Annotated in this window: 12 protein-coding genes; 8 read left to right on the top strand and 4 right to left on the bottom strand. The window is 64.1% G+C overall.

The features are described from left to right. Nucleotides 1-122: 122 nt before the first annotated feature. From ACPJXG_RS01445 to ACPJXG_RS01455, 3 genes are read left to right on the top strand one after another with little or no spacing between them, the layout of a single operon-like run. Nucleotides 123-2417, top strand: a complete 2295-nt coding sequence (locus ACPJXG_RS01445; protein WP_425253167.1) for a TonB-dependent receptor — start codon at nt 123-125, stop codon at nt 2415-2417. Between the two features lie 14 nt (nt 2418-2431). Beyond that, on the top strand, nt 2432-4294 hold the full coding sequence (locus tag ACPJXG_RS01450) for an alpha-amylase family glycosyl hydrolase (protein WP_425253168.1): 1863 nt from the start codon (nt 2432-2434) through the stop codon (nt 4292-4294). Next, on the top strand, nt 4291-5619 hold the full coding sequence (locus tag ACPJXG_RS01455; protein ID WP_425253169.1) for an MFS transporter: 1329 nt from the start codon (nt 4291-4293) through the stop codon (nt 5617-5619). Before ACPJXG_RS01450 ends, ACPJXG_RS01455 begins: the two co-directional genes overlap by 4 nt. Nucleotides 5620-5673: 54 nt before the next feature. On the opposite strand, the gene bfr is transcribed toward ACPJXG_RS01455, so the two are convergent. Beyond that, nucleotides 5674-6150 carry a bacterioferritin gene (gene bfr, locus ACPJXG_RS01460; RefSeq protein ID WP_034745609.1) on the bottom strand — a complete coding sequence of 159 codons (477 nt, stop codon included), beginning with the start codon at nt 6148-6150 and terminating at the stop codon, nt 5674-5676. Between the two features lie 422 nt (nt 6151-6572). Between bfr and ACPJXG_RS01465 the strand changes: the two genes are divergently transcribed. Then, entirely contained in the window at nt 6573-7253 is a 681-nt protein-coding gene (locus ACPJXG_RS01465; protein ID WP_046684505.1) for a Fe2+-dependent dioxygenase, read from the top strand. A gap of 219 nt (nt 7254-7472) precedes the next feature. Here ACPJXG_RS01465 and ACPJXG_RS01470 read toward each other — a convergent pair whose 3' ends face one another. Further along, nucleotides 7473-8177, bottom strand: a complete 705-nt coding sequence (locus ACPJXG_RS01470; RefSeq protein ID WP_425253170.1) for an energy transducer TonB — start codon at nt 8175-8177, stop codon at nt 7473-7475. 17 nt (nt 8178-8194) lie between these two features. Continuing rightward, nucleotides 8195-8410 carry a (2Fe-2S)-binding protein gene (locus tag ACPJXG_RS01475; RefSeq protein WP_034745611.1) on the bottom strand — a complete coding sequence of 72 codons (216 nt, stop codon included), beginning with the start codon at nt 8408-8410 and terminating at the stop codon, nt 8195-8197. A gap of 411 nt (nt 8411-8821) precedes the next feature. Between ACPJXG_RS01475 and ACPJXG_RS01480 the strand changes: the two genes are divergently transcribed. The 4 genes from ACPJXG_RS01480 to ACPJXG_RS01495 all read left to right on the top strand — a co-directional run bounded on the left by ACPJXG_RS01480 (nt 8822) and on the right by ACPJXG_RS01495 (nt 11527). Next, nucleotides 8822-9106, top strand: coding sequence for a FeoA family protein (locus ACPJXG_RS01480; protein WP_077408814.1), 285 nt, complete (start codon nt 8822-8824; stop codon nt 9104-9106). A gap of 2 nt (nt 9107-9108) precedes the next feature. Further along, nucleotides 9109-11010: a ferrous iron transporter B gene (feoB, locus tag ACPJXG_RS01485; protein WP_425253171.1), complete on the top strand. Its 1902-nt coding sequence runs from the start codon at nt 9109-9111 to the stop codon at nt 11008-11010. A gap of 9 nt (nt 11011-11019) precedes the next feature. Further along, the gene (locus tag ACPJXG_RS01490) at nt 11020-11301 is read left to right on the top strand and encodes a hypothetical protein (protein ID WP_425253172.1); all 282 of its coding nucleotides are present in this window, start codon (nt 11020-11022) and stop codon (nt 11299-11301) included. A 64-nt stretch (nt 11302-11365) separates the two neighbouring features. After that, the gene (locus ACPJXG_RS01495) at nt 11366-11527 is read left to right on the top strand and encodes a hypothetical protein (protein WP_176390074.1); all 162 of its coding nucleotides are present in this window, start codon (nt 11366-11368) and stop codon (nt 11525-11527) included. 49 nt (nt 11528-11576) lie between these two features. On the opposite strand, the gene nagZ is transcribed toward ACPJXG_RS01495, so the two are convergent. Beyond that, nucleotides 11577-13118 (bottom strand): beta-N-acetylhexosaminidase, encoded by a 1542-nt coding sequence (gene nagZ, locus ACPJXG_RS01500; protein ID WP_425253173.1) that lies wholly within the window; start codon nt 13116-13118, stop codon nt 11577-11579. Between the last annotated feature and the right edge of the window lie 71 nt (nt 13119-13189).

The following is a 13189-nucleotide window of genomic DNA, read 5'->3' on the forward strand; positions in this document are numbered from 1 at the left end:
CAATAAATTCTTATTCGTTGAATAATGGCGTACCGGCTCAGCCAGCGCGCCACGGCATGCGGCGGCCAGGACTCATAACAAGCGGATACCTCGATGTATCGGCATACAACACTGGAGACAAGATGAAGACACGTACTGCTCAACGCGGCTGCATGGCCGCCGCCGTCGCCCTGGCCATGCTGCAATGGGGCGCCGCCCAGGCGCAATCGGTCGCCGATACCACCAGCGCCGCCCCCGCCGATGGCCTGAACCTGGAACGCATCGTCGTCACGGGCACCACCGGCGGCACATCCAAAATGAAGTCGAGCAATTCCGTCAGCAGCATGGAGCTCGACACCATCCTGCATAACGCACCGACCAGCGCCGCCGAAGTCCTGCGCTCGGTGCCGGGCTTGCGCGCCGAATCCTCGGGCGGCGAAGGCAATGCCAACATCACCGTGCGCGGCCTGCCCATTTCCGCCGGCGGCGCGCGTTATGTGCAGATCCAGGAAGACGGCTTGCCGGTGCTGCAGTTCGGCGACTTCAACTTCACCACGCCCGACAGCTTCGTCAAAATCGATTCCACGCTCGACCATCTGGAAGTGGTGCGCGGCGGTTCGGCCTCGACCCTGGCCACCAATTCGCCGGGCGGCATCATCAATTTCATCAGCAAGAATGGCAAGGAGAAGGGCGGCAGCGTGGCGCTCAGTCGTGGCCTGGGCTACGACCAGACGCGCGTGGATTTCGATTACGGCGCGCCGGTTTCCGAGCGCACGCGCTTCTTCATCGGCGGCTCCTGGCGCACGGGCGAAGGCATCCGCCACAGTGGCGTCAACAGCGAAAAGGGCGGCCAGATCCGCGGCAATGTCACGCATGAATTCGACAGCGGCTTCGTGCGCCTGTCGTTCAAGCACCTCGACGACCAGTCGCCCACGGCCTTGCCCGTGCCGGTCAGCGTGCGCAATGGCCGCATCACGGAAATCGCCGGCATCGACCCGCGCAAGGCCAGTTTTTATTCGCCCTACTGGGTGCCCGACATGGTGCTGAACAAGGATAACCAGCGCGTGGCCACCCGCGTCAACGACGGCTTGCACGTCAAGAGTGACACCGTGGGCCTGGAAGCGTCGTTCAAGCTGGGGCAGGGCTGGAGCGTGAGCGAAAACTTCCGCTACGCCGACAATTCGGGCCGCTTCACGGGCGTGTTCCCGTCGAATAACGGCAGCGACGGCAGCTACGTGTTTGCCAGCGGCCCGAATCAGGGCCAGCCCTACACGGGCCGCGCGTTTTCCGCCGTGGTGTTCAACACCTCGATCGACGACGCCAGCAATACCCTGAGCGACACCAAGCTGGCCAAGACGTTTGTGCTCGACAGCGGCAAGCTGACCACCACGGCCGGCCTGTATTTGTCGCAGCAAAAGCTGGGCCTGACCTGGAACTTCAATGAATACCTGATGCAGGCCACGGGCGACCAGCCGGCGCTGCTGCAAACGGCCAGCAGCACGCCCGGCTACATCGGACCGGCCTTCGGCGCCTGCTGCTCGCGCGCCGTCGACATGGAGTACCGCACGACCTCGCCGTATCTGAACCTCGCCTGGGAAAGCGGCGCGCTGAATCTCGACGGCGGCCTGCGGCGCGACCGCCAGCACGCGAGCGGCACGGCCAACCAGGCGACTGGTGCGCAAGCCTACCGGCCATCGACGGTACAGCAGGTCGACTACACCCTGGGCCACACCTCGTACTCGCTGGGCGCGAACTACAAGTTGCAAGCGAATCTGGCCGTGTTTGCCCGCGTCAGCGAAGGCGTGGCCTTCAATGCGGACCGCATCCTGTTCGGCACGCCGTTGGATGGCAGCGTGCCCGTGGCGATCAACACCGTGCGCCAGCTTGAAGGCGGCGTGAAATGGCGGCGCGGTCCCCTGAGCACTTTTGTGACCGTGTTCCAGGCCAAGACCAAGGAAAGCAATTACGAAGCGACCACCCAGCTGCGCACGGCCAACAGCTATGAAGCAAAGGGCGTGGAACTGGAAGCGGCCTGGAGCGCCGGCGACTTCCGCATCAATGGCGGCCTGACGTTCACGGATGCCGAGATCACGGGCACGGCGGCGGCCGACGTGGCGCTGATCGGCAATACGCCGCGGCGCCAGGCGCGTGTCGTGTACCAGATCGCACCGACCTATGAGTGGGGGCAGGCTACCCTGGGCGCGAGTCTGGTCGGCACGGGCAAGTCGTGGGGCGACGATGCGCACACGATCACCTTGCCCGCCTACCAGGTACTCAATGCCTTCGTCAATTACCAGCTCACGCCGCAGATGCAGGTGGCGCTGACGGCAAACAATCTGTTCAACAAGATCGGCTACACGGAAGTCGAGGGCGATGGCCATGCGGCCCGCTCGATCACGGGGCGCGCCGTCAAGGTCAGTCTGAAATACGCATTTTAAGCAAGGATAGATTCATGATGTCGATACGCAGCCCCCTGGCGCGCCTGCTGGCGCCGCTCCCCACGCACTTGCGCGACGATGCGGCGCGCCGCTATGCGCGCCAGGAGGCGGTCTTGCTCGACCGCCTGGGCAGCCTGTATGGCCAGCGGCCGGACTTCCTGCCCTGGCTGGGCGACCTGATGGAAAGCGTGGGGCGGCTGTACGCGGCGCGCGCCCCCGAGCTGCTGCGCCAGGATGCGCAGCGCGCAGCGCAGCCGGACTGGTTGGCCAGCCAGTCCATGCTCGGTTACAGCGCCTATGTGCAGCGCTTCGGCGGCAACCTGCAGGGCGTGGCGGCGCGCATTGCCCACCTGCGCGAACTGGGCGTGACGTATCTGCATTTGCTGCCGTTTTTGCGTGCGCGCGCCGGCGAAAGCGATGGCGGCTTTGCCGTCGCCAGCTTCGAGGAAGTCGATCCCGCGCTGGGCAGCAATGCCGACTTGCTGGCATTGACGGCGCAGCTGCGCGCGGCCGGTATCAGCCTGTGCTCGGACCTGATCCTCAACCACGTGGCCGACGACCATGCGTGGGCGCTGGGCGCCAAGGCGGGCGATCCGCTGCTGCGCGATTTTTTCCATACCTATCCCGACCGCGTGCAGCCGGACCGCTACGAGCAAACGGTAGGCCAGGTTTTTCCGCAGGCGGCACCGGGCAATTTCACCTTCGTGCCGGAGCTTGATCGCTGGGTCTGGACCACGTTTTACCCGTACCAGTGGGATTTGAATTACGCCAATCCGGCCGTCTTCGCGGCCATGGCCGGCGCCATGCTGGGCCTGGCCAACAAGGGCATCGAGGTGTTCCGCCTCGATTCGACGGCCTTCCTGTGGAAGCGCGAAGGCACGGATTGCATGAACCAGCCCGAAGCCCACAGCCTGCTGCAAGCGTTGCGCGCGATTGCCGCCATCGTCGCGCCGGGCGTGCTGCTCAAGGCCGAAGCCATCGTGCCCACGCCCAAGCTGCCCGCCTACTTTGGCAGCGATGCGGCGCCCGAATGCCATATCGCCTATCACAGCAGCCTGATGGCCGCCGGCTGGGGTGCGCTGGCCGAGGAAAGTACGGACTTGCTGCAGCAGGTGATCGCCGCCACGCCGCCGTTGCCGCCGGCCGCCAGCTGGCTCAGTTATGTGCGCTGCCACGACGACATCGGCTGGAACGTGCTGCTCAATGAAGCGGGTGAGGACGGGCCGGCGCGCCTGGCGCGTATCGCGCGGTTCTTTGCGGGGGCACCGGGCAGCTATGCGCGCGGCGCCGCCTTCCAGAGCAGCAGCGCCGACAAGGCGCATGGCAGCAACGGCATGGCCGCCTCGCTGGCCGGCCTGCAAAGCGCCGCCACGGTGCAGGAGCAGGAATACGCGTTGCGGCGCCTGCTGCTGCTGCATGGCCTGGCCTTGAGCTTTGGCGCCTTGCCGGTGCTGTACATGGGCGATGAACTGGGCATGACCAACGATGACAGCTACACTCAGCACGCCGACCGGGCCATGGACAGCCGCTGGCTGCAGCGTCCCGTGTTCGACGACAGCCTGCTGGCATGGCGCCACGATGGCGTGAGCGCCAGCGGCCGGCTGTACCTGGCGCTGCGCCAGCTGGTCGATGTGCGCAGGTGCTTGCCGGCCCTGGCCGCCGCCGCGCCGCGCAGCGTGCTGCCCGCCGGCACGCCGGCCGTGCTGGCGCTGCTGCGCGGCGACGCGTTTCTCAACCTGAGCAACTTCAGCGGCGCCAGCCAGCGTTTCACCTTGCCTGCGGGCGAATGGCGCAACAGCCTCGATGGCAGCGTGCTGGCCGGCACGGTGGGCTTGCAGCCATGGCATATGCTGTGGCTGGAAAGGGAACAGTCATGAGCGACGCCACTGCGCAGCGTCCGCATTTGTCGTTCTGGCAGATCGTCAACATGAATGTCGGCTTTTTCGGCATCCAGTTCAGCTTTGGCCTGCAGCAAAGCAGCATGAGCCCCATCTACACATACCTGGGCGCCGACGAGGCGAGCCTGCCGTACCTGTGGCTGGCCGGTCCCATGACGGGGCTGCTCGTGCAACCGCTGATCGGCGCCATGAGCGACCGCACGGTGACGCGCTGGGGCCGCCGCACGCCATATTTTCTGATCGGCGCCATCCTGTGCAGCCTGGGCCTGCTGGCCATGCCGTTCAGTCCGACTTTATGGATGGCGGCCAGCCTGCTGTGGATACTCGACGCGGCCAACAATGTGACGATGGAACCGTACCGCGCCTTTGTCAGCGACAAGCTCGACAAGAAGCAGCATTCGCTGGGTTTTCTCACGCAAAGCGCGTTTACGGGGCTGGGGCAAACGCTGGCCTACCTGACGCCGTCATTGTTGGTCATGCTGGGCATGAACAAGGATGCCGTCAACGGCAGCCATATCCCGCACATCGTCATCGCCGCCTTCCTGATCGGCGCCGTGTTCTCGCTGGCCTCGGTGCTGTGGACCCTGAAGACGACGCCGGAAAACCCGCTCACGGCGGCCGAGCTGGCGGCCATCCGCAGCCGTCCGCCCGGCTGGCGCCACACGCTGGCCGACATCGGCGCGGCCCTGCGCGACATGCCGCCGACGATGAAGCAGCTGGCCCTCGTCAACCTGTTCCAGTGGTATGCCCTGTTCTGCTACTGGCAGTACATCGCGCTGTCGCTGGCGGCCACGCTGTTTCACACGACGGACCCCGCGTCGCAAGGCTTTCGCGACGCGGGCCTCTTGAACGGGCAGGTGGGCGCCTTCTACAATTTCGTCGCCTTTGTCGCCGCCTTCGCGCTGGTGCCGTTCACGCGCCGCTTCGGCCCCAAGCGCATGCACAGTGTGTGCCTGTGCGCGGCAGGTGTCGGCATGCTGAGCATCCCGCTGATCCACAGCCCGGCGCTGCTGTTGCTGCCCATGCTGGGTATCGGCCTGGCCTGGGCCAGCATCATGGGCAATCCCTATATCATGCTGGCCGGCTGCATCCCGCCCGAGCGCACGGGTGTCTACATGGGCATTTTCAACATGTTCATCGTCATCCCGATGATCATCCAGATATTTACTCTGCCGCTGTATTACCGCAGCTGGCTGGGCGGCAATCCGGAGAACGTCATCCGGCTGGCCGGCGCTCTGCTGCTGTGCGCGGCGGTGGCGGTGCTGTTCGTCAAGCTGCGCCCATCGCAGACCGGCAAGGCTTGACGACAGGCGTAAAAAAAACCGGCTCTGCCGGTTTTTTTACGATGCTGCGAAAGATTACTCTTCAATCGCCATCTGGCTTTGCAGGTAGTTCTGGATGCCGACTTTGGCGATCAGGTCGATCTGCGTTTCCAGCCAGTCGATATGCTCTTCCGTGTCTTCCAGGATCATCAGGAACAGGTCGCGCGAGACGTAGTCGCCGGCTTTTTCGCTGATGGCGATGCCTTCCTTGACGGTGGCGTGCGCGGCGCGTTCCAGCTTCAAGTCGCATTCCAGCATTTCCGGCGTGTTCTCGCCGATCAGCAGCTTGTGCAGCGCTTGCAGGTTAGGCAGGCCGTCGAGCATCAGGATGCGGTCGATCAGCTTGTCGGCGTGTTTCATTTCGCCGATCGATTCTTCGTATTCCTTCTTGCCCAGCTTTTCCAGGCCCCAGTGCTTGTACATGCGCGCATGCAGGAAGTACTGGTTGATGGCCGACAGTTCGTTGGTGAGCTGTGCGTTGAGCATGCGGATGACTTCTTTATCGCCCTTCATGGGATTTCCTTTGTTCTGTGTCGCGTTCGATGATGAAACCGCAGGCTGCTGGCGTTCACTGCCGGGTGGCGTTGGCTGCCTGGTGGCGCGCAGGTTGCCGGTTTCGCTATGCCCGCATGATAGCGCAAAATGTCGGCGATTTCCGGTGCTAAACGGCATTTTTCCGTCTTTTTAACGTAAATATCGTGCGAATAAAACCCATTCTCAAGTGGATTGCCCACTTGCGCCGTTTTTTATTTGTTAAGGAAAATGAAGGCCATTCTCATTCGCGTTTCCGCTGCTGTTTGGCCGCCGCTGGCGCGACTGCATGGCCGCGCTGAAAAGGCGGGAAATGTTGGTTCGTTCTTGCTTTTGTGTCTTCTTGGCCGCTGCCGGCGATGCGATAATCAGGCAGCGATATTTACTGAAAAAAGGATAGCAAGATGATGCTGCATATACCCGGTGTGCTGACGCCGGAACAGGTGACGCAGTTTCGCCAGCGCCTGGCGCAGACGGACTGGGTCGACGGACGCGCCAGCGTCGGGGCGCAAGGCGCGCAAGTCAAGCGCAACCGCCAGCTGGCCGAAGGTTCGCCGCTGGCGCTGGAACTGGGCGAGATCGTCAGCCGCGCGCTGATGGCCAATCCGCTGTTCTTTGCCGCCGTGCTGCCGCTGCGCATCCTGCCGCCCTTCTTCAACAGCTATGCGGGCGGCGAACACTATGGCCTGCATATCGACGGCGCCATCCGCACGCCGAAAAACGGCATGCAATCGATGCGCGCCGACGTCTCGTCGACGGTCTTCCTGAGCGAGCCGGATGAATACGAAGGCGGCGAGCTGGTGGTGGTCGATTCTTACGGCACGCATGAAGTGAAACTGCCGGCCGGCGACGTGATCGTGTATCCGTCGAGCAGCGTGCACCAGGTGCTGCCCGTCACCAGCGGCGAGCGTATCTGCTCCTTCCTGTGGACGCAAAGCATGGTGCGCGAAGACTGGAAACGCAGCATGCTGTTCGAGCTCGATCAGAACATCCAGAGCGTGCGCGCGGAGCATGGCGATTCACCGGCGACGGTGGGGCTGACGGGGCATTATCACAACCTGCTGCGGATGTGGGCGGAGATGTAAGGCTGGGGTCAGACCCCCGGCGACGTTGGCGCTGAACTGGGCGTTGGCGGTGTTGAGGGTCTGACCCCATAGCAGGAAAAAAAAAGTCTGCCTGGCCCGGGGATGTAGGCTGGCAGACTGAAACAAGCAAATCGCTTGACGAAAACAGGCGCAAAAAAGCAAGCAGGGCACAGGGTGCGGTGCTTGCGGGCTGGCAGCGGCGCCGTGGCCGCCGGAAGGCTAGCTCAGTTGGAAGGTCAGTGGTACTAAAACGTACACGGGAACAGGCTTGCCGTTTTCGATCATCGGCTTGAACAGCGCGCGCTGGGCGGCCTGGCGGCCCGCTTCATCGAGGTTGTTGTAGCCGGTCGATTTCTGGATCAGGATTTGCTCGGGCAAGCCTTTTTCGTTGATCAGGATGCGCAACACCACGGTGCCGCTTTCGCCCAGGCGGCGCGACAAATTCGGGTAGATCAGTTGCGGCGCCTTGATGTATTCGACGCTGCTGACGGTGCGCGGCATCGATGGTGCCGGCGGCGTCGGCGATGGTGCCGATGGCGCCGTCGGCGCGGCGGTGGCAACAGCCGGTGCCGCTTCGGCGCGCGTCGGTTGCGGCGGCGTGATCGTCGGTTCGCTTGGCGCCACGGCGATCAGCGGCAGCGGCGGGATCACGGCGCGCGGCACGGGGGCGCTCAATTCCACGGTTTTCGGTACGGACGGTGCCGGCGGTTTCGGCGGCGCCGGCGGGGCGATGATGCTGATGGTGGTGATGGTCGGCATGGCCGCCGTGACGACGCGGCTCAGCAGGCCGCTCTGGATGGCGTAAAAGCCGGCGATATGCAGGACAACGATGGCCATTAGCGGCGCGAATTTGTTGCGCTTCTTGTCGAAGTCGGCAAATTGCTGCACGGCCTGCACCGTTACGGGCGGGGGCATCATCGTCATGGCGTTCATCGCTTTCTTTAGTTTGTCAGTACAGCTCGCATCAATACGGTTTCTTGCAGCGCCACGGTGGCGTTCAGGTGATCGTTCAGCACTTCCCGCGCGCAGGTGTGGCATTTGCCGCAGCAGGTGGCCACGCCCAGGTCACGGCGCAGTTCGGCCATGCTGGACAGGCCAAGATCGACGGCTTGACGGATTTCACGATCAGATATGTTGTTGCAGACACATACAATCATTGATACACCTTCTGGCTGGAGGATGAACAGACACTAGTGCTGGAAAGCATTGTTGCTAGTGTTTTAATGAGAATCATTATCATTACGTTTCATTGTCGCGCAAAGTGCGGGACAATGCAAGCGATTTTGATCAAGTGTGCGGCAGTTGGCGGCCTGGCGCGGCGCATCGATATGCCATTTTTTCGGATGGTGCAGCCCTTGGTGGGGGCGGCTCTCCGGGCTAAATAAAAACTATTCGCATTCATGTTTATAATGCTGGTATTGTCTCGGACGGTTGCCGTCTGGACAGATGGAATGGCCGCTTGTCGGTAATGCGCAACAGTTGCGTTTTACCTCACAAACCTGGAACCGGCGCAAGGCGCCCGCGCCGCAGCCGGTATCAGGTGTTCTTAATTTGAACGGAATTTGCTCATGACTCTAGTTCCACCCATGATGACGCTCGATGCGCTGGCAGTCGGCCAGAGCGGCACGGTGTTGCATATCACGCCCCACACGGCAGGACAGACGGAGGACGGCGTCGACCTGGCCCGCCGCCTGATGGAGCTGGGATTCGTTCCCGGTGAACGCATCCGCATGCTCAAGCGCGGCATTCCCGGCGGCGATCCGCTGGCCATCAAGGTGGGCAATGCCACATTCGCACTGCGCCGCTTCGAAGCGGCGCTGATCACGATTCAACCGCTGCTTCAACCGGAATGACCATGGGTGCTGTCGAAACGATCGTCGATGCGGGCGTGCACAAGCCGCCGCATCAGCCACAAATTGCCTTGCTGGGCAATCCCAACTGCGGCAAGACCGCCCTGTTCAACCGTTTGACGGGCGCGCGCCAGAAAGTGGCGAACTACGCCGGCGTGACCATCGAGCGCAAGGAAGGCCATTTCACCTCGCCCGCCGGCAAGCCCGTGCGCCTGCTCGACCTGCCGGGCGCCTACAGCCTGTCGGCCACCACGCCTGATGAAGCCATCACGCGCGACGTGGTGGGCGGGCTGCGCCGCGGCGACCCGCGTCCGGACGCCATCGTCTGCGTCGTCGACGCCACCAATCTGCGCCTGAATCTGCGCCTGGTGCTGGAAGTCAAGCGCCTGGGCCTGCCCATGCTGCTGGCGCTGAACATGACGGACGTGGCGCGCAAGCGCGGCATGCTGATCGACACGGCCAAGCTGTCGGCCGAACTGGGCATGCCCGTGGTGGAAACCGTGGCGGTGCAGCACGACGGCGAAAAAGCCTTGCTGAACGCCATCGACGCCATGCTGCCGCTGCCGGCCGTGGAAGCGAAACCGCTGGCGGCCATCGATGCCGTCAGTGTCGAGGAAACCCAGCGCGAAGTGCGCCGCATCCTGGCCGCCGTCAGCAATGACACGAGCGACAAGGGCAACCTGACGGAAAAGATCGACGACGTGGTGCTGCACCCCGTGTTCGGCCCCATCATCCTGGCCGTGCTGATGTTCCTGATCTTCCAGGCCGTGTTTGCCTGGGCCGCCACGCCGATGGAAATGATCACCGATGGCGTGGGCCACCTGGGTGCCGTGCTGACGGCGAACATGCCCGACGGTCACCTGAAAAGCTTGCTGGTGGAAGGCATCATCGGCGGCGTCGGCAGCGTGCTGGTGTTCCTGCCGCAGATCCTGATTTTGTTCTTCTTCATCCTGAGCCTGGAAGACTGCGGCTACCTGCCGCGCGCGGCCTTTTTGCTGGACCGCCTGATGGGCGGCGTGGGCCTGTCCGGCCGCGCCTTCATTCCGCTGCTGTCGAGCTTTGCCTGCGCCATTCCCGGCGTGATGGCGGCGCGCACGATCCAGAATCCGCGCGACCGCCTGGTCACCATCATGATCGCGCCGCTGATGACGTGTTCGGCGCGCCTGCCCGTGTACGCGCTGATCATCGCCGCCTTCATCCCGGAACGCCAGGTGTGGGGCTATCTGAGCCTGCAAGGCCTGGTGCTGTTCGTGCTGTACTTCGCCGGCATCATCTCGGCCATGGCCGTGGCCTGGGTCATGAAGCGCGGCATGGGCGTGCGCGGCAACCAGCCGCTGATGCTGGAACTGCCGGCGTATCACTGGCCGCACCTGCGCAACCTGGCCGTCAGCCTGTGGGAGCGCGCGAAGATCTTCCTCACGCGCGTCGGTACCATCATCCTGAGCCTGATGATCATCTTGTGGTTCCTCAGCACCTTCCCCGGCCCGCCGGACAACGCGATCCACCCGCCGATCTACTACAGCCTGGCCGGTATCCTGGGCCGCGGCCTGGAAGTGATCTTCGCGCCGATCGGTTTCAACTGGCAGATCTGCATCGCGCTGGTGCCGGGCATGGCGGCGCGCGAAGTGGCCGTCGGCGCCCTGGGCACCGTGTACGCGCTGTCGCAAACGGGCGACGCGCTGGCCACCACGCTGGAGCCGCTGATCGCCCATTCGTGGTCGATGGCCACCGCGCTGTCCCTGCTGGCCTGGTATGTATTCGCGCCGCAGTGCCTGTCGACCCTCTCCGTGGTGAAGCGCGAGACGGGCGGCTGGCGCTATCCGCTGCTGATGGCCGGCTATATGTTCGCCCTGGCCTATGCCGCCTCGTTCATCACGTACCGCATCGCCCTGATGCTGGGCGCTTAGGAGAAAAGCATGTGGCAAACCCTGATCGTCGCCCTGATCGTCGCAGCCGCGCTGCTGCATTTTTCGACCAAGTACCTGCCGGCGGGCGTGCGCCGCGCCATCGTGCGCGGCCTCGTGCGCTGCGGCCTCGATGAGGCGAAGCTGTCGACCTTCTTCAAGGTGGCGCCCGGTTGCGGCAGCGGCTGCGGTTCCTGCGGCTCCTGCGACAGCCCGCCGCCACCGTCCGCCACGCCGCCGGCCGACGGCAGCAGCAAGCGCGTGATCCTGATGCAGGTGCAGCGCCAGGATTGATGTACATGTAGCCACGGGCGCGCCCGTGGGCTACACTGGGTTTTCCGCATGGCAAGGAGTGGCAATGGCGATACTGTTGATCTTCATGTTTTTGTTTGCGGTCGCCACCTGGCTGCTGGCCAGCCGGCGCGGCCGCCACGGGGGACTCTGGTTCGGCATCGGCCTGTTCCTCGGGCCGTTTGCCCTGCTGGCGGTGGCGGCGCTGCCGCCCGTTGCGCCAACCTGAATGAAAAAAACCCGCGCATGCGGGTTTTTTTACGTCTGCAGTACGGCGCTTACGCTTTGCCGGCCAGTTTGTCGACCACCGGCACCAGCGCGGCCGGGCGGCAGCCGAAGGCGGCCAGGCGGCCTTGCGCGTGGGGCGCCAGGTCCAGGTCATACGGCAAGCGGCCCGCCACCAGCCACAGTTTATCCTGCGGCAGCGCCTCGACCAGACGGCGCTGGCCATCGACGAACATGGCGTTATACGTTTGCAGCACGATCTGCTGCGCGCTTTGCGCAAAGGCGATGGCCTCGTTAACTTCGTCGTCCAGCGCCTCGGCCGACAAGGCGTACTCGCGCACGTCCAGGCCCGCTTCGAGCAGCGCCGGCAGCATCGAGCTGCGCGCTTCCTTGTTGCGGCCCAGCGCCACTTCGTCGATTTCGCTGCGCGAGCGCACTTCCACCGTCAGCAGGGTCACGGGCAGGCTGGCGTCGAGCGGGCGGTAGTCGCCCTGCACGCGCAAGGCGGCTTTTTGCAGCAGCTGCGACAGGGCCATGGCGGCCGGTTGCATCAGCGCCGGCGGGGCGACGGGGCGGGCGCGCCAGTCGCGCACGGCGCGCTTGCGTTTGAGTTCAGCCACGCGCGCGCAAGCGGCGTCGATGCGGTCGATGGCGATGTCACCGCGCTCCACGGCCGCGATGACGGCCTCGATGGCGGCCGTCTGCTGCGCTTCGCGGTGCGAGATGAGGACGATGTCGGCGCCCGCCTGCAAGGTGGCGATGGCGCCCTGGGCGATGCCGATGCCGTCGGCAATCGCCGCCATTTCCAGGCAGTCGGTGATGACCACGCCCTGATATTTCAACTCGCCGCGCAGCAGGTCCGTCAGCACGCCTTTCGACAGGGTCGCCGGCACCTTGGTATCGGCCTCGAAAGCGGGGAAGACCACGTGCGCCGTCATGATGGCGTCGACGCCGCCGGCAATGGCCGCGCGGAACGGCGCCAGTTCCACGGCGTGCAGGCGATCCTTGTCGTGCGGGACCAGGGCCATGGCGTAATGCGTGTCGGTGGCCGTGTCGCCGTGGCCGGGGAAATGCTTGGCGGTGACGGCCATGCCGCTGGCGCGCTGGCCGCGCATGGCCGCCATGCCGTAGGCGATGACGGTGGCGGCATCCTCGCCATACGCGCGCACGCCGATGACGGGATTGTTGCGGTTGTTGTTCACATCGAGCACGGGCGCGAGCAGCAGGTTGATGCCCAGCTGGCGCATTTCATCGCCGCTGATCTGGTTCATGCGTTCGCAGTCGTCGATGGAGCCGGCAGCCTGGAAGGCCATCGCGGCGGGAATTGGCGTGACGCCCTGCTCGATGCGCATCACCATGCCGCCTTCCTGGTCGATGGAGATCAGCAGCGGAATGTCGGACACTTCCGCGTTGATCTCCTGCAGTTCGCGGCACAGGGCGGACACTTGCGCGGGCGTGTGCACGTTGCGGCGGAACAGGATCACGCCGCCCACCTTTTTTTCGCGTATCAAGGTCTTGATATGCTCGTCCGCCTGCAGGGCGTCGAAGCCCACCATGAATAGCTGTCCTACTTTCTCGCGCAAACCCTGCTCCATGCTGCAACTCCTCCGGTATGTATTTTGACGACGGCATACGTATTCTGGCACCGTGGTGGCGCATCGTGGCG

The sequence above is a fragment of the Janthinobacterium sp. NFX145 genome (assembly GCF_049810325.1).
GTDB lineage: Bacteria > Pseudomonadota > Gammaproteobacteria > Burkholderiales > Burkholderiaceae_D > Janthinobacterium > Janthinobacterium rivuli.